Source organism: Luxibacter massiliensis (assembly GCF_900604355.1).
GTDB lineage: Bacteria > Bacillota > Clostridia > Lachnospirales > Lachnospiraceae > Luxibacter > Luxibacter massiliensis.
In genome coordinates this window covers 1,329,690-1,347,721 of record NZ_UWOE01000001.1, presented here as the reverse complement: position 1 = coordinate 1,347,721, position 18,032 = coordinate 1,329,690, and the positions used below count along the sequence as shown (strand labels likewise).

Annotated in this window: 15 protein-coding genes; 11 read left to right on the top strand and 4 right to left on the bottom strand. The window is 32.2% G+C overall.

Annotated elements, in window-relative coordinates:
- The first annotated feature begins 8 nt into the window (after nucleotides 1-8).
- The 11 genes from EFA47_RS06210 to EFA47_RS06160 all read left to right on the top strand — a co-directional run bounded on the left by EFA47_RS06210 (nucleotide 9) and on the right by EFA47_RS06160 (nucleotide 12,605).
- Nucleotides 9-872 carry an NAD-dependent epimerase/dehydratase family protein gene (locus EFA47_RS06210; protein ID WP_122642477.1) on the top strand — a complete coding sequence of 288 codons (864 nt, stop codon included), beginning with the start codon at nucleotides 9-11 and terminating at the stop codon, nucleotides 870-872.
- Nucleotides 853-2,646, top strand: coding sequence for a thiamine pyrophosphate-binding protein (locus EFA47_RS06205; protein ID WP_122642476.1), 1,794 nt, complete (start codon nucleotides 853-855; stop codon nucleotides 2,644-2,646). Before EFA47_RS06210 ends, EFA47_RS06205 begins: the two co-directional genes overlap by 20 nt.
- Nucleotides 2,639-3,688, top strand: a complete 1,050-nt coding sequence (locus EFA47_RS06200) for a sugar phosphate nucleotidyltransferase (protein ID WP_206215514.1) — start codon at nucleotides 2,639-2,641, stop codon at nucleotides 3,686-3,688. Before EFA47_RS06205 ends, EFA47_RS06200 begins: the two co-directional genes overlap by 8 nt.
- Nucleotides 3,681-4,331 carry an acetyltransferase gene (locus EFA47_RS06195; protein WP_235853228.1) on the top strand — a complete coding sequence of 217 codons (651 nt, stop codon included), beginning with the start codon at nucleotides 3,681-3,683 and terminating at the stop codon, nucleotides 4,329-4,331. The genes EFA47_RS06200 and EFA47_RS06195 overlap by 8 nt, the downstream gene beginning before the upstream one ends.
- A 2-nt stretch (nucleotides 4,332-4,333) precedes the next feature.
- Nucleotides 4,334-5,158: a glycosyltransferase gene (locus EFA47_RS06190; RefSeq protein WP_122642475.1), complete on the top strand. Its 825-nt coding sequence runs from the start codon at nucleotides 4,334-4,336 to the stop codon at nucleotides 5,156-5,158.
- Nucleotides 5,159-5,165: 7 nt separating this feature from the next.
- Complete coding sequence (locus tag EFA47_RS06185) at nucleotides 5,166-6,209, top strand: N-acetylneuraminate synthase family protein (RefSeq protein ID WP_122642474.1); 1,044 nt, start codon at nucleotides 5,166-5,168, stop codon at nucleotides 6,207-6,209.
- Complete coding sequence (locus tag EFA47_RS06180; RefSeq protein WP_122642473.1) at nucleotides 6,210-7,979, top strand: hypothetical protein; 1,770 nt, start codon at nucleotides 6,210-6,212, stop codon at nucleotides 7,977-7,979.
- 79 nt (nucleotides 7,980-8,058) lie between these two features.
- Entirely contained in the window at nucleotides 8,059-9,393 is a 1,335-nt protein-coding gene (locus EFA47_RS06175; protein WP_122642472.1) for a hypothetical protein, read from the top strand.
- Between the two features lie 4 nt (nucleotides 9,394-9,397).
- Complete coding sequence (locus EFA47_RS06170; protein ID WP_122642471.1) at nucleotides 9,398-10,723, top strand: hypothetical protein; 1,326 nt, start codon at nucleotides 9,398-9,400, stop codon at nucleotides 10,721-10,723.
- On the top strand, nucleotides 10,724-11,653 hold the full coding sequence (locus tag EFA47_RS06165) for a DNA polymerase beta superfamily protein (RefSeq protein WP_122642470.1): 930 nt from the start codon (nucleotides 10,724-10,726) through the stop codon (nucleotides 11,651-11,653).
- A gap of 19 nt (nucleotides 11,654-11,672) precedes the next feature.
- Nucleotides 11,673-12,605 carry a glycosyltransferase family 2 protein gene (locus EFA47_RS06160; RefSeq protein WP_122642469.1) on the top strand — a complete coding sequence of 311 codons (933 nt, stop codon included), beginning with the start codon at nucleotides 11,673-11,675 and terminating at the stop codon, nucleotides 12,603-12,605.
- Nucleotides 12,606-12,967: 362 nt separating this feature from the next.
- Here the strand turns inward: EFA47_RS06160 and EFA47_RS06155 are convergent, their stop codons facing one another.
- Genes EFA47_RS06155 through EFA47_RS06140 form a run of 4 tightly spaced genes read right to left on the bottom strand, consistent with a single transcriptional unit; the run spans nucleotide 12,968 to nucleotide 18,013 of the window.
- Nucleotides 12,968-13,909 carry a glycosyltransferase family 2 protein gene (locus EFA47_RS06155; RefSeq protein WP_122642468.1) on the bottom strand — a complete coding sequence of 314 codons (942 nt, stop codon included), beginning with the start codon at nucleotides 13,907-13,909 and terminating at the stop codon, nucleotides 12,968-12,970.
- A 21-nt stretch (nucleotides 13,910-13,930) separates the two neighbouring features.
- Nucleotides 13,931-15,673, bottom strand: coding sequence for a glycosyltransferase family protein (locus EFA47_RS06150; protein WP_122642467.1), 1,743 nt, complete (start codon nucleotides 15,671-15,673; stop codon nucleotides 13,931-13,933).
- A 44-nt stretch (nucleotides 15,674-15,717) separates the two neighbouring features.
- A complete protein-coding gene (locus EFA47_RS06145) occupies nucleotides 15,718-16,962 on the bottom strand; it encodes a polysaccharide pyruvyl transferase family protein (RefSeq protein ID WP_122642466.1) in 1,245 nt (414 codons plus the stop codon).
- Entirely contained in the window at nucleotides 16,949-18,013 is a 1,065-nt protein-coding gene (locus tag EFA47_RS06140; protein ID WP_122642465.1) for a sugar phosphate nucleotidyltransferase, read from the bottom strand. Before EFA47_RS06140 ends, EFA47_RS06145 begins: the two co-directional genes overlap by 14 nt.
- Between the last annotated feature and the right edge of the window lie 19 nt (nucleotides 18,014-18,032).

Below are 18,032 nucleotides of genomic sequence, written 5' to 3'. Positions count from 1 at the left end.
GTAAGAACTTGAAGAAGATTTTATTAACAGGATCCAGTGGGTTTGTGGGAAGTAATGTATTGCCATTGTTGCAAGATAAATATGATGTTTTTGCTCCGAAAAGAAATGACTTGGACTTAAGAAATTCTTTTCAGGTCAAAAAATACCTAGAGGAAAATCGATTTGATGTAGTTGTACACTTTGCATCTCCAAGTCCGGTTAGAAGTGCACATTTGGATAGTTATGGAACACTTTTTGAGGATAGTTTAAGAATTTTTATGAACTTTTATACTTCACGGGATTCCTTTGGCAAAATGATTTATTCCGGTTCTGGTGCTGAATTCGATAAACGCAGAGCTCTATCACTCGTTGATGAAAATAGCCTTGGCGAATCAATACCGGCGGATTCGTATGGTCTATCGAAATATATTATTAATGAATTAGCTCACAATAGCAATAATATTTACAATTTGCGGATTTTTGCCTGCTATGGCCCAGGGGAATACGATTCAAAGTTTATAAGACATGCGATTCAATGCTGCTTAAAAAAAGAACCAATAACGATTCGGCAGGATTGTTATTTTGATTACCTCTATATTGATGACTATGCCAAGTATCTAATGTACTTCATTGAAAATACTCCTAAATTTCATGACTATAATGTAACAAGCGGTATCAGAATCAAATTAAGTACTATTGCCGAAATTGTGCGGACGGAAATGGAAAGCATATATCCTGTTCAAATCCTCAATACAGGCATGAATTTGGAATATAGTGCAAATAATGCGCGAATTATCTCTGAAACGGGTATCCGTAATTTAATTAGCATTGAGGATGGAATTAGAAAACTTATTAATTGGGAGAAAAGACAATATGAAACGGCGAGTTGCTGATATTATAATGGATATTTTGGTTGATGAAAATATTACAGACTGTTTTGCAGTTGTTGGCGGTGGTGCAATGCACTTAAATAATGCTCTGGCGTTAAATGGTAACGTACATGTATATTTTAATCATCATGAACAGGCATGTGCCATGGCTGCAGAATCATATGCGCGTATCAGTGGGAAAATAGCTGCAGTCTGTGTGACCAGTGGGCCGGGAACAACAAATACACTTACAGGGGTTATGGGAGCTTATCAGGACAGTATTCCACTACTCGTTATTTCCGGACAAGTACGCTATGCTACAATGGCTATAAAAACAGGACTTCCATTACGATATCGGGGAATTCAGGAATTTAATATTGTACCGGTTGTTGAATCTTTTACTAAGTACGCTACGATGATAACAGATCCCCTTTCCATAAAAAAAGAATTACTCAAGGCTATAAAGATAGCATTAGAAGGAAGAAGAGGTCCAGTATGGATAGATATTCCACTGGATATACAAAGTGCTGTGATAGAAACTGAAGAATTGTACCCAGCAGACTATGAGTCAGAGATTCCAACACTCTCAACCGAAGATGCCGCGGATATTCTTGCAGCGCTTCGCTCTTCAAAACGCCCGTGCGTTCTTGGTGGGACGGGAATTATAAGTAGTAATACTAAAGATAAATTTATAAAATTTATTGAAAAATTAAATATCCCAGTTGTCGGAGGCGGCTGGTGTACAGATATGATGGGAACCGACCATCCGCTTTACTTTGGACTTTCAGGAGACATCGGTCCTAGAACCGGAAACTTTATATTGCAAAATGCAGATACTATTTTGGTATTGGGAAATAGTCTTTCCTTTAGGCAAACTGGATTTGCGCAAGAACTATTTGCTCCTCATGCAAGAATATTATATATCGATGTAGATGAAGCAGAATCATTAAAGCCAGGATTAAGGATAACTCATTTTTATCATTCAGACTTAGAAGGCTTTTTCAGAGTTATAGCAACACATGATATATCTTCTCTAAATAAATCATCGTGGCTTGAATATTGTTGTAAATTAAAACATCGATTCTCCGTATTTGAATCAATTACTGATTTGAATATGAAAGAACGCGTAAACTCATATTATTTTTGGAAAATATTCGACCAATTTATCTCTGAAGATCAGGTTATTACAATGGGTAACAGCCGTGTAAATGCAGCAAAGATACAAATTGGTGTAAAAACTCAAAGCCAAAGAGCAATAACTAATTATCTTTGTGGTTCTATGGGATATGATTTACCGGCTGCTATTGGTGCAGCAGTAGCGACTAAAAAAGAGATTATATGTATTACTGGAGACGGAAGCATTATGATGAATCTTCAGGAACTAGAGACAATCACACATAATCAACTGCCAGTAAAAGTAATTGTTTTTTCCAATGATGGTTATGAAGCGATTCGTCAAACACATAAAAACTTTTTTGGGGGAAGATATGTCGGATGTACTCCGGATACCGGTGTTGGATTCCCTGATTTCCAAAAACTTTCCGCTGCATTTGGGTTTAAGTATATGTTATGTAAAACAAATGAGGAAGTAGAAAATTCCATAAAATATTTTATGGCAGAAAAGGAACCTGTATTTATGGAAATTCTACAAAGAATTGATAATCCTTTGATTCCGAAATTAATGTCAAAAATGAATGAGGATGGAAGTTTTTCAACTCCTGCCATACATGATATGGCCCCGTTCCTTTCTAAAGAAGAAATAAACGACCTTATGTTGTGGGAGAAAGATGATGAATAGTTCAAATATTTTGTATACGGAACATACTGTTAGAGACGGAATACAAGTTCTGGATCGTGAAATCCATAAATTTGTGTGCATCGTAAATAAAAATAACATATTAAAGGGTACGTTCACTCAGGGAGATATGAGAAGATATCTTTTAAATAATGGAGATATATCTGCGCCGATTACTAAAGCTATGAATCCTACTCCCAGGATATTTTCATCAAGAACGGATGCATTAGAAGCGGCAAAGAAAGAACGGCTTGCAGTATATCCCATCGTGGATAATACCGGTACTCTAATAGATTATTATTTGAGCGGTTTACCAACATATGATGTAATGGAAAAAAAGCCATTAAAGGAGATTCCATTGGTCATAATGGCAGGTGGAAAAGGTACCCGGCTTTATCCATATACAAAAGTTTTACCGAAAGCGTTAATTCCAATTGGAGACCTGACTATTTCAGAAAGGATCATCCAGAAGTTTGCGAACTGGGGATGCCGGGATGTCTATCTTATTCTAAATTATAAAGGCGGCATGATTAAATCTTATTATGAGGAACTAAACAAAGATTATAACATTCATTTTATTAAGGAAGATGAATTTTTAGGAACAGGCGGCGGACTTTCACTTTTAAAGGGATTGATTCATTCTACATTTATACTGTCCAACTGCGATATATTGGTAGATGCAGATTATGATTGTATGCTAAAAATACACAGAAGCCAACACAATCTTATTACTTTTGTGGCTGCCATGAAAGATGTGGTTATTCCATACGGCATATTGTCTACAACACCGGATGGACAAATCAAAAATATTCACGAGAAGCCAGAAATGTCATTTTTGACAAGCACAGGTATATATCTCATTGAGCCAGATATTATAAATGAATTAAATGAAGGAGAATTTATACACATAACAGACATCGCACAGCGCTATCTGGATAAAAATGAAAAAATTGGGGCATTCCCTATTTCCGGAAAATCATGGCTGGATATGGGTCAGTTTGAAGAAATGAATGTTATGTTAAAGGAATTGGGAATCGATGAGTAATATGAAAAAGAAACTTTTACTAATCGGTGGCGGCGGACACTGTAAATCCATTTTAGATACCCTGTATCGATGTGATGGTTACCATGATATTGGCATTATTGAGCAAAAACTCTGTGTCGGGTATAAAGTATTGGATACGCCTGTTATAGGGACTGACGACGATCTGGTTTCCTTACTGAGGGATGGGTATACAGATGCATTTATTTCTGTGGGCAGTATAGGTGATCCTACCCTCAGAAAGAAATTACACAAAAAAATATCAGATATTGGATTCTTTATTCCTAATATTATTGATTCATCCTCTTATATAGGACTGGACTGCCAATTAGGATGTGGAATTTTTATTGGAAAAAATGTTGTCATTAATGCAAGCGTAACTATCGGTGATGCTGCCATCATTAATACAGGTGCCGTAATTGAACATGATTGTCAAATCGGAGATTTCGTCCATATCGCACCTAGAGCCATAATATGCGGAGATGTGTGTATTGGTAATAATTCACATATAGGAGCAAACTCAACCATAATTCAAGGTACAAAAATAGGCAATAATGTAATTATCGGTATAAGTAGTGCAGTTGTAAAGTCTGTACCTGACTTTCAAAAATATTGTGGTGTTCCGGCCAGAATGATGAAGGAGTAGGTATGAAAGTATTATTTGGAACAGTTGTATATAATAGTGCCTGGAAATATCGACAGGAGTTTATAGATTCACTTAATGCACAGGCCGACTGTGAATTTGACATTTTAGTAATTAATGATAACGTTGAAAAGTCTGAAATTAAAGATCTGACAGAGAAAGCCACACGGAAAATTACAGTTATTCATAAACCTCATCCTATGTCTATAGCTGAACTAAGAGTGTTTCTGTTGTTCACAGCCAAAAGTATGGGGTATGACCTTCTGATTTTGGGAGACTTTGATGATGTATTCAGTAAAAACAGAGTTTCCTGCACTATACAGCAGTATAGCAGTGACTATGCAATCTATTATAATTCTCTATATACTTTCCAGAATCAGGCTGCATTTCACAATTTGCCGGACACATTAGACAGCTATACAGATATATTAGAATATAATGTTCTTGGTTTAAGTAATACAGCGATTAATTTAAACATGCTGGATATTAATTTTATAGCGAGCCTATCTGAGGGTAATACAATAGTTTTTGACTGGTATTTATATAGCCGTCTCCTTTTGGATGGCATGAAAGCAAAATTAGTCAAAAAAGCCATTACTTACTATAGAATTCATGAAAATAATATAGCCGGATCCGATACAGCCGATGAAGCAAATATCCTGAAGGAAATAGAAATTAAGATCAAGCACTATAATCTGCTGAAAAAATATAATCCTGTATTTTCGAAAAAATCTAATCAATACAAAGCTATTTTAAAAAATAATTATCTCCAATATCTCAGTAGGGAGAACAATGGGTATTGGTGGAGCAAAATAAAATGTAAGGAGTAAAATAAAAATGTTTGATTATCAAAATCTGTCAATGAATAAAAGACCTTATATAATCGCTGAAATTGGTTCGAACCACAATGGTGATATAAACTTGGCTAAGAAAATGATAGAAACCGCAAAAGAATGTGGGGCGGACTGTGTAAAATTCCAGTCCTGGTCAAAAGATAGTATTTTTTCTAATGAAGTGTACAAAAATAACTATTTTTTGAGAGATGATTATCGGAATCGTACTGATTATACATTAGAAGAAATTGTGGAGGAATACAGCGTCAGTTCAGAGGAACATCATATATTAAAAAACTATTGTGATAAGTTAGGTATTGACTTTTCATCTACCGGATTTTCTAAACCGGAAATAGACCTTTTGGCAGATGAACTTGAAGTTCCTTTCATTAAGGTTGCATCTATGGATATAACAAATATTCCATTATTATCTTATATTGCAACGAAAAATAAACCGGTTGTAATAAGTACCGGTCTCTGTGGCCTTTCAGATATAAATGCAGCAATTGAATGCCTTGAACAAAATGGGTGTAAACAGATTGCTATTTTGCATTGTGTATCCATTTATCCGCCTCGGGATGAAGAAGTGAACTTGAACAATATAGATACCTATAAAATGCTGTATAAATACCCGGTAGGATACTCAGATCACACATTAGGAGTTACCGCACCTATTATGTCTATTTCAAAAGGGGTTTGCATTATTGAAAAGCATTTTACCTTGGATAATAATATGGAAGGATGGGATCATAAGATATCCGCTAACCCACACCAATTACAACAGATTTGTGAAGCGGCAGGAACAGGCTATAAAATGCTTGGTACGACAGAAATTGTTGTTAGTGAAGACGAAGAACGACGGGCAGCTTTCCAGCGAAGTATTGTAGCTGCACGCCGCATTACAGCAGGAGAAAAAATTACGATAGAGGATATCGATTTTAAACGTCCGGGTACTGGAATCTCTCCAAAAGACTATAAGATTGTTTTGGGCCGGACAGCTTCAAGAGATATTGAATATGATCAAATAATTAGATTGAAGGATTTATAAATGAAATTTTCCAATATATGTATGCAAAAACATAAATTTGATAATAAAAAATCAAAATGTAGATATGTATTTAATATATTACTGCTGATTATCTTCGCCATTTTCCTTTTGAGAGTGGTTGGTTTAGATAGAGATTTGCCTAATTTTGGGTTGACATTTTATCAAGCAAAAGATGAGGGAACATATTCTACAATGTCAATTTTATATTATCATTATGAGTCTCTTACTGCTGCTGACAATATGGAAATAGTTATTGCACCTACCTTTCGGGCAAATATAATTGGTAACTTATTACAGTTCTTTACGATGAAATTGTTAGGGGACAACTATTATGGTTTTCGAATGCCATATGTTTTAATTGCCTTTGGAATAACGTTATTAATTTATTTGACTTTTAATAAAATTATTGAATTATATAAGCTACCAACCGCAAGTAAATGGATGACGCTACCTATAATTTTATACATTGTGTTTGATTTTTCTTTTTTAATGAGCAGCCGCTGTGTTGAAAATAGTTCTGTTAGGGCGCTTGTTACAATTTTATGTATATACCTTTGGATTAAATATTCTTATGATTTAAGAAAGCGATATTTTTGGCTAGGTTTCTTAAGTATAATTTCAATATTCTTTGTATATTATTCAAATGTCCATCTGCTGGTAGTATCTTGTATAATAGGTGGGATAAAAGTCATTCAGCTAATTTTAAAAAAAGAAAACGATTGTATAAAATATTTGAAATACTGGGGAGTTGGGTTTGGAATAGGCCATTTAATAGTTGAAATATATTATCTTGCAGTATGGAAATCAGGATGTTGGACAAATCTGCTATCTTCAGTAAACTCTTTTTCAGATAGAGTTGTAACAGCTTCACAGAGTAGTGAAGCAAAATTACTGACATATCTAAAAGGATTCCTTACTTTTTGGAGTAGTAATATGTTTTTCTTTAATTTTCTAGTTGTAGTTTTAACCATAATAGCCATTTGTACAAATATACTTGCGTTTATTAAAGTCAAAGATGAAAACATATTACTTATATTAGGAATATTATTTGCGATGATAATACAGGCAACTTTTACTAATGACTGGATGGAACGAAAAACAATTAGTATATACCCTGTGGTTTACATCAATATATTTTTAGCAATTACTATGCTTAAATGGGGAGAATATCAAATTCGTAAAAAATTAATAAATGGAATTTGTGCTTTGTCTATTTTACTGATTATACCGTTGCTTTACTCTATGATTCGTTTTAGAATAAGCAGAAATTATTTTATTGATTTTGAACAAATTGACATAAGCATCTGGGCAATCTTGACGTTGATTCAAGTCCTTTTTATATGTATCTTTTTGATTGCAGCTATTTTTGCCAAAAAGAGGATATATACAGGTGCTTTATTAATTAGTTTTTGTTTTGCGTTATCCATAAACGCTTATTTTTCTATAAAGTATGTGTATACATATAGAAAGTATTCCGAAAAAGAGGCGATGCAAGGTATCGGAGAACTTGTGGGTGATGAGTATGTCGCAGGACCTTATACGTATGCCTATACTCTTTATAATGACATTAAGCCTGTATGGAATGCGGACAATTATTGTATTGACTATATTAAAGATGGGAAAATAAAATATTTCTGTGATTATTCAATGGGGCCATATTATGTAAATTTAATGAATCCGGACAGAGATTATTTCTTGGTTCAAAGTTTTGACAGAGAACTTATTGCCCAAGGCGTGGCATTTCCAATTGGTCTTTTTGAAAAAAATTAAAATAAAAGACTGTAGTTTCGTTTTTCTTTACTACTTTCTGCCCATTTTACCATAAAAATAGAGAGGTGCATTTTTAGAAATGAAGTATTTTAATATAAAAAAGGAAATCCCAATCGTAATTTATGGATTAGGTAATATTGGAAAGCAGAAATGTCAAATACTATTAGATTCTGGATATCAAATAGTAAGTCTTATTGACAAAAATGCAGCTAATCTTCCTCAATTTTGCGGTGTTCAGGCATTGACTATGGAAGAATTTTGCGAAGAGTTTTTTGACCGAAAAGAAGTTGTTATAATCGTGTGTTTAAATAACGGCATGCAGCATGAAACTGTTGCAAACGACCTGAATTCCCACGGCTACGATAAAATTTTATATATACCTATGGATGGAAATAGAGAATACTCTTATTTATCTGAAATGCAGAAAGCCTATTCAGCATTTTTAGATAATAAATTTGATGTGTTAGATAAGATTCCTGTTTATATTAAGGGCCATCATAATGTTATGCAAGGAATTCAAATTTTATCATCTGATTTCGAAAATATAACGTTTTTATGCGAAATACAATATTTATTTAGTCCAGATGAACAAACTATTAGAGGGGCAGCAGCAACGGAAAATATTTTAAAAAATGCTTTAGAAAAACCGAAATATATTGATATACCTATTGTTATGTGTAAAAACTATAGTAATTTATATGACTATATTATGGGAAAGGTAAATTATCCTAGCTTATATATAAAATATTTAGGAAAGGATGAGAAATATAATCGAAAGTTGTTAGAGGATCGGATTGACCTTTTTCAGTGTTATGAACAAAGATATGCTGTAAATGCAGGATTATTTTATCTACAGCCATTAGCAGTAAAGTGGAATCCAAAAGGCTATTTTAATATATGTGATGGTATGCATAGGGCAATGTTCTTATATTACGTAAAAAATCATTTTAAAATACCAATAAGAACAACAACAGCATCTTTTGAGTGTTTTAAAAATTATCACAAGGAGAATGACAGTTTTTACAAATCAGAGGAATTGATCTTACAGGAAAACTTGTTTAAATATTTTGATGTTATAAATAGCAAAGGAGCTGCTATAGGAAGAGAAAAAGGCGATATTGGGATAGAGTCCTTAAAAAAGATGAGTAAGAATGTTGTCCTTTTTATGGAGATAGACGAATGCACTAATTCAACAGAAATATTCGATTATGTTTTTATACACTCGTCTTTGCTGGCCTCGTATACCGGCGATATATTAGGGGAAATCTTTCGTATTACACCAAGAATAATAATCGAGTACTTTGAAGATACCCAAATCAAAAGAAATCTCTTATCAGAAAAAAATGTTATAAAATTAGGTTCTATATTGAAAAAAAATTTCGAACGAACAAGTTTCTATTTATTAGAGAGGTAGGGAAATGGATAAATTATTTTTTAATATTGATTATGAAACTCCAATTTATCTATATGGAGCCGCCAGCATTGGTAAAATCGTTCTAAAAAATCTTTCTGCATATAATTTGCTAGGGTTTATTGATATGAGGGGTAAAGAAATCCAAAGTATGTGTGGCAAGCCGGTTTGTTCTTTAGATGACATGACGTCTTTAATTGGAAAAGATGCAGTTATAATTATTACAGTAAAAAATGTTTTTGAACATGAAGAAATAGCATACTTACTATATAAATACGGATATAAAAACCTAGTTTATAAGCCGAAAGGAACCTTAGAAGGAAATACATCAAATTATGAAGAAATACTTTCAAATTTGTGGGATAAGATAGTTTCTAGTGAAATTAAGCCTGAAAATAAAAATATTCCTCAATATCAGCCTGTGTTTAACTACAAATTTATGGATTATGGGAAAATATCTGAAACTAATGATAGGATAATAGCAAACGTACCATTAGAACTAATATATACAAATGATACTGAAGGATTTTGGGGAAATATAAATATTCAGGCGCTGTATCCTCATATTTCTTTTTTTAATTTCCTGTCTAATAAACGGGGGGCGGAAAAAGAATCGTATATTAAATTTTGTGAACAATCGGCATCCACAATCGGTGATATAAAAATTACTGAAGCATGGAAAGAAAATGTTTTAAGAAATAGAACTAGAATATACGAACGAATGAGTAATGCATTAGATTTAGATCCAGATTTTTTTATAAGAAGTGCCCCCACAGCAACATGGAACAAAAAGGGATACTTTAATTTAACAAGCGGCAAACATCGAGCGACTTTTTTAACTGCAAAGGGGCGGAGATATATACCACTTAGTATTGCAAGTTCAGATTACTTTTTATGGCTACAAAACGAAGAATATATTAAGTTGAAGGAATTAATTATTCGTAATGGAGAACGGGAAATTGCGTATAAAGTATTCCACCCTTATTTTTATCAGTTCCCTTGTACTGAAAAAAATTTTTATACACAATTTCAGGTTAATATTTTATGCTTTCTCTGTAAAAAAAGTAAATTACAGAAGCGAATTATTAAAGTGGCAATAAACCTGAGCGAAAAAAACAGCATATATGATTTATTAGATAAGTGTACCTTTGTAGAGATTGTTAAGGAACAGGCAGATGTACAACTTATTGACCAATTTAGTACAGAGTTGATGTCTGCTACCTCTGACGAATCATTGGTAATTACTAATGAAGAGAAAAAAGGCGATTTACTATGCAAATATATTGATAATGGCAAAGTAGTGAAACTGTATTTTATCAGAAGGGAGATATAGATGATTTTTGGTAGTGCAGATTTTCAAAAAGAGTTATTTGAAAATATTAAAGAAATTGAAACCAGAGAAAAGTTGACTGTTCTTTATATAGGAACAGTAGGGAGTATTTCTTGTGGTCTCTCAGATATTAATAGTGATTATGATGTAAAATGTCTTTTTATTAGAAATGAAACATTTATAAATAAGTCGGAACAGCATGATGAATCGAAAATCCGTTTACGAAGATTTGATTCAGAAAAGGTCTATGAATGCATTGCTTTCTGGGAAATAACTGCGTTTGTTAATTTTCTTGCAGAGCCTTTTATTGATTCAGGGAATAAGTATAATTTATGGAGAAATGTTATGTGGTTATTTATGACTCCTTATGCTTGGGATCCGCTAGGTTTGAAGGGGAAAATTAGCCATGATTTGCTCTCATGCATGAACTTACAAAATGAATTACTGTATCATTATAATCTAATTGACAAATTGATAAATAATAAAATAAATGAGAAGGTATTAAGTGCACGTGAAGTTTCTCGTTTGTTACACGCTTTTTTTAGTATTAAATGGATTAAGGAAAAAAATGAACTTCCACCATTAAATATACTTAGTTTATTATCTATCACACCGGATCAGAAAGTGCGTAATTTTTATGTGGAAAATCTAATAAATGATTATAAACATATGGATAAAGATGAAATTCTGGATGTTGAAAAGAAATGGAAAAAAAGTGAGGGGTATGCACATTTAATGGGCCGTGTTTTTCATATGTATGAGAAGATGAAACCTGGTTATGCAGATATGGATTATGACTTTTCTTCTTTAACTAGTAATAAAAAATTTGTTGATAATATTTTGCATACTATTCATTGGTCCTATAAAAAGATTCCGTATGTAGAGAATGTAGGTTTGAAAGATTATCAGGATGTTAGTTTAAGAAATTATTAGATTACAAAAGGGGGAAAGAATGGAAAAAATCAGTTTTGTAATAGCTTGTTACAATGAAGTAGACAATATTAAAGAATTAGTGGAACGAATTACAACTGTTATGTATAAAGAGCACTATGAGTATGAAATCATATTTGCAGATAATGCATCTAGTGATGGGACTCAAGAAGTTTTAAGGCAACTTGCGGAAAAAGAAAAGTGCATTAAAGTAATATTAAACAATCGTAATTATGGCCCAACTAAGTCACCTCGAAATGCAATGGGACATGTTTCGGGAGATGTGGTCATAGGACTTGCAGCAGATTTACAGGATCCACCAGAACTCATTCCAGAATTTATTAGGGAATGGGAAAAAGGATATAAATTAGTATATGGGCAAAAACTATCAAGTGATGAAGGCTTCATTAAACATGGTTTAAGATCGTTATATTATAATATTATAGACCTTTTTTCAGAAATTCCACAATATAAGCATTTATCTGGCATAACACTGCATGCAAGAGATGTATTAACAGAAATGTTAAGTGCAGATCCAGATATTCCATTTAGATATTTGATTGCGGAAATGGGATATCCTGTTAAACTAATACCATATAATCAGAATAAAAGAAAGAGCGGAAAATCCAGTTATAATATCAGCAAATATTTTAATTTTGCCATGAACTCTTTGATATCAACATCAACAATTCCACTTAGAGTAGCGACAGTGTTTGGATGCTTTATGGTTGTGATATGTTTTATCATAGGAATAGTATATTTAGTAATGAAGCTCTTGCATTGGAATCAATTTTCTATCGGAACAGCGCCTATGCTAATTGGAGTTTTTTTCTTGGGTTCAGTACAAATTGTATTTATTGGGTTGGTAGGTGAATATGTGGGGGCAATTTCGAGAAAATTGACAAAACAGATGCCTGTTATTGAAAAAGAACTTATAAATTTTGATAAAGAATAATGTTCTAGCAATGATAGCAAGAATTTATTAATTCAGCCAATAGTGTGAGAACTTCTCTGTAGAACATCAGACTTGGTGAAAGATGCTTTTATACATCAAAGGCAATCGAAAATAAATCAACGGATATTTACTTGTTCTGATTCATTTTATAATTGTGAGAAAAGAATGCAAGCCTTTTGTTTCATTTATGATATGGTATAATGAATCAAGAGCAAAAAATTATTAGCGTATATGAGACTGGTGGAATACAGACGAAGTCTTGGGTTAGTAGCTTAACTAGTTCCAAAATCGTCTGCATCCCCATCTTCCCTCTGCCACAAACTATTAACAATATATCATTAAAGATTGGTCTTAGTGGATTATTATAGTTCTTCATCAAAATTAATAAGTTCCTTCTCTATTACCAAGGGAGCAGGCATAATTCTGCTTAAAATCTGTCCAATGTACTCACCCAGGACACCAATAAACATAAGTTGTACAGACCCAATAAAAAATATACTAATTATAAGTGGCCCTATTCCTATAGGATAAGTGTCCCACCAACATAATTTAATTATAAAATAAATAATAGCAATAATAAAAAAACAAATTGACATTATAACGCCTAACACAGTCGCTATTCTTAATGGCAAAGTAGATGATTGTACAAGACGGCTGATCCCTAGATCCAGATAACGTGAAAAGTTATAAGAAGATTTTCCAGCATTTCTTTTTTCCTGTGTATAAGGAACTAAGCAAACCTTGTACCCTAATTCTACTACTAATGCTTTTATACCAATAAAATTATCAGAGTACTTTTTTGCATTATCTAAAACTTGTTTATCTAATAACCCAAAACCGGTAACATGATCATATTGAGGCAAAGAAGAAAACTTCTTTAAAATTTTGTAATATAAAGTGCGTATTGCATACATAAATATATTTTCTTTACTTTTGGTTTTCTGTCCCCATACGACCAGTTCTCCTTTTTCCCACTTTTCAATAAATTTTGGTATCATTTCCGGAGGATCTTGAAGATCACAAGTGATAGATATAATAGCATCGCCTTTTGCACGGAATAAGCAATTTTTTCCTGATCTTAAAGGTCCAAAATTACGATTATTTATAATAATTTTAACTCTTTTATCTTTTTTTGCTATAGATTTCAAGATATCAACGGATGAATCTGTAGAGGCATTATCTGCAAAAATAATTTCAAAATAATAATTATTAATATAATTAATTACTTTTTTTAAGCTCTCATATAAAAGTGGAATATTTTTTTCTTCGTTGTAGCAGGCGATACAAATGCTAATCTTTTTCACGCGGGTATTCCTCCTAAAAAATTAATCTATCTTTTTATATAAACCTATATAATTATACCAGCCGAAGGCTTTAACAGAATGTGGAGATTCATATATCAATTCCCTCATATCTTCTGGTAAGATCTGGTTTGCATAATAAGGCCCTGTACTGTAATCTAAAACGTACTCTACATATCCTTCATCCACTAATTGCTTTACTTGTAGGTTTTTATTTGAAATCATTTTGCAATCATTATATAAACTAAATCCATAAGCATAAGGACCTGCAATATAGTCCTGTCCTACAATATTTCCTATTTCCTTCATTGTTTTCTTACTTACATAAGAATCATTTAAATAAACATATTTAAAGGAAAAGAATAAGTTTATTACAACTACTGAAAGCATGATAATACAGTAATATAATTTACCGTTATAATTCTTTTTAAATATATATTTATATACGAATATAACAATACATACAAACTGAAAAGCTATACTGATCAGTACAATTAAAATATCGGCTTTTCCAAAATCATAAAAGTAAGAATAATTAATGTGTAACCTGAACATTGTATAAATATTTATTAATAAAGCAATACAAAATAAAGTATAACATATTTTTTTAGTAGACTGTTTTATATTAACTACTAGTCTATTTTTCGAAATATTAATTATAAATAAAATTATATTTATTATCAATGCTGGATAAAAAACTATGGCTTTTCTTTCCATCCAGTCCTGAGTAAGAACTGATTGTACAAATCCTAGTATAATAATAACATTTATTAATAGATAAATCTCATCATTCTTTTTAATAGCATATCCTATATTAAAAATTATGGAAACTATTGATAAAAACAAAAAAGCAAAGCTATAAAAAAACATATTGCTATTTAAAAATAAAAATACGCCTTTAACCAGTTTCTTCAATAGTCCAGCTGATTGTACAGTGTTAATTCTGTCTGAAAAATCAAATATAGCTTTAAAAAGGTTTGAAAATGCTCCTGTATTCCAAACTAACAAATAATATAATTCTGCAATTATAATACCTAGAAGGATCCCTAAAAGATATTGTATTATTATTTTCTTTGAATGCTCCCAATTTTTTCTAAATAAAGAATTTAAAACTAAAACTGAGGCGGTGGCTATTGTAACAATATGTGAATAATATACAAGAAAAATTGATAGAATACCAATAAATGACAGTAAAAAATATCTATATTTAGTATTTGCCTTTACAAAAATATAAATAGATAGGATTAGTATAGCCACTCGTATATTACTGTTTTCAACAGTTCTACTCATCATTAAATATGAAAAATCTGCTATAACAAATATCATAATAGATAAAATAAAAAAACGACTATTTTTAACTGATATTCCATATTGTTTTGTAATTTCTTCTACTGTTTTAATAATAAGAAATAATGCTAACATAGCTATTATTACATAAGCAATACGGAAACCGTAATAATTATTTCCTAAAATTTTTAACGATATATACTGAAGTATGTTTCCTATGATATTAGCCCGGTAATTAGGAGCTGTATATAATGAAAAATCAGCGGTATTTAATAAACTATCATATTTATATAAATTTATTGCCATTTTTGAATAAAGGCCTTCATCAATTGACTGATAGTAGGAAATTCCAAAAGGCGGCAAGTCACAGTCTAAATTGAATATTCTAAGGCTAAATAAAAGAAAGAGCATACCTATACAAATATAATATACTTTATTGTTTTCTCTTATATATAATAGCTTTTTATAGATTCTTTGCATTTATAATATTACCCTGTATTATATTTATTATTTTATATTTATCATTAATATGTCTTTGATATAACTTCACAGCAATTATAGTAATTCTCAATACCAATGTGTGGGAGAAAGCTCTTGGCTTCCTGAACTGCTGCACCGGTGCATATGAACACATAAATATTATTCATCCCTCTTAAAATATTTTTATCACTTGATTCCAAGCCATAAATGGATATCCTTTTATCACGATCTACCACAGCTCTCAATTTAGCTTTAGGGTAATAGTTCTGAATATAGTTTTGTAGATTAGAAGCTACCTGTGTAATTCCCCATAATGCATACTCTATTTCTGTATCCTTAGGCCAATTCTTTTTAATATATTCTATACTATTATCCATAAATTCAACGTACCATTCTCTTGGCTGCCTGTCCTGCATCCAGGCATTCCAAACAGATATTTGCTGATGTTCATTATAAATATTTAAAATACGCTTTGTTGCTAGCTGTAATAATTCAGACTTCTTTCCTTCATAATCTATCGGAAGTGGATTCCAATTAATATTACCAAATTCTTGCTTATCATATATTTGAATAAATTTGTCAACTCCTGCGAATCTATAAGAAAAAATATCTTTTGCAAATATCACAGGAATACCTGCAGCCATACATGGGATTGCTGCATGCAGACGGGAGGTTATTACTAGCCTTGCCTCATTTCGGTACTTCATATATATATTCCTTGCAAATTCTTCAGGATTGCATTCAATTGAACTACTAATATAAGAATGACTCGAAAATTCACATTGCGGTAATAAATCTTTTGGAATAAATGGTATGAGTTCCTCCTGTACATCTATACAGAAAATCCTAGTTAGATGTTCTCTTGATCGTACTTCCTTTGGAAAGGTTAATGTCATACATCCATTTAAGTATGCAGGAATATTATATTTTTTCATGGTGTTTAATGTGTATTCATCCCTACACCCAATAGGCGCAAAACGTTTTAAATACGCAACATCTTTCTCACACAGTGTCTTGGAAAAAACACAAAACCCCAGAAAAATAGGTATAATTTTTTCTGAAAAGCATGTTATAGTAAGATCATCATAGTAAGCAACAAATGGAAATGAGATAGGAAGAATTACATACTCACCATCATAAGTCTGCAATTCAGTACGCTCTATCCGAACTACATCCTGATAATCAATCCCCATATAAAGATATAGGTTTTCTATAGCAAGCAATTGCAAATCATCGCCTATAGTTAATTCTTCTCCTCTTTTATTAAAAATAATATTAGCAAATTTCATCTTTATTTCCCTCAAAAACTTTCATCATTTTATTCATTTCCGTAAATTCTCCCATATCCATCCAGGATGACTCAGAAATTGGAAAAACCCCTACATTTTGCCCTTGATCCATATACCTTTTTGCAATTTCGGGAAAATGTATAAACTTATTTTCAGGGAGTTCCTCAATAACTTCTGGTTCAATAATATACACACCTGTATTTGTTAAAAAGGAATATTCTGGTTTTTCTACCATTTGAGTTATTTGTCCCGCCGCATCAGTGTTAACCACACCATATGGAACTACAAGATTTTTTACAGCACATAGAAAAGTAATTACATTTCTTTGCTTTTTATGGGTTTTTACGGCACAATCAAGATCATCATTAATAATGATGTCGCAGTTAGACAAAAAGAATGTATTATGGATCTGTCCCTTTAAAAGTCCCAACCCACCTCCAGTTCCCAGAAAAGTTGACTCTGTATAATAATGTACAACATAATCTTTAGACAAATCATCATAATAAGATTTAATCATATTTGCTTTATGGTTAAGTATAAAATGTACATCCCGGCAGCCATAGCTGTGAAACTGGTTTATGATACGCTCTGTTATAGTTATATCCCCAATTGGGATTAAGGCCTTTGGAAGAACTTTTGTGTAAGGATATAATCTGGTTCCCTTCCCCCCTGCCATAATTACAAGGGGAATATCCTGAAGACCAGATCTATTTTTCTGCTTTTCACTCTTTCCGTGGTTAAATATCACATCCATCAGCTCTCCTTGACTTGAGACTACTGGATAAACAACCATCCGCTTTTCCTTTTGTGCTATTCTTGCGGAAGTAACAGAATCAAATACTACAGGATTTGTATTCATAGCTTCGGTGATGGGGGCAGAAAGATTTCCATCTGCGAGGATAAATTTCCGCATATCCCCTTCTGTGAATAAACCCAAAAGTTTGTTCTTGGTGTCTGTAATAAAGACTGCCTTGTGACTCAGCTTATCAATTTTTTCAATGGCTCTTCGTACAGTTGTATTAGGTGGTATGGTAAAATCATTAATCCCCATGTTTTTCTCTCCTTACCCT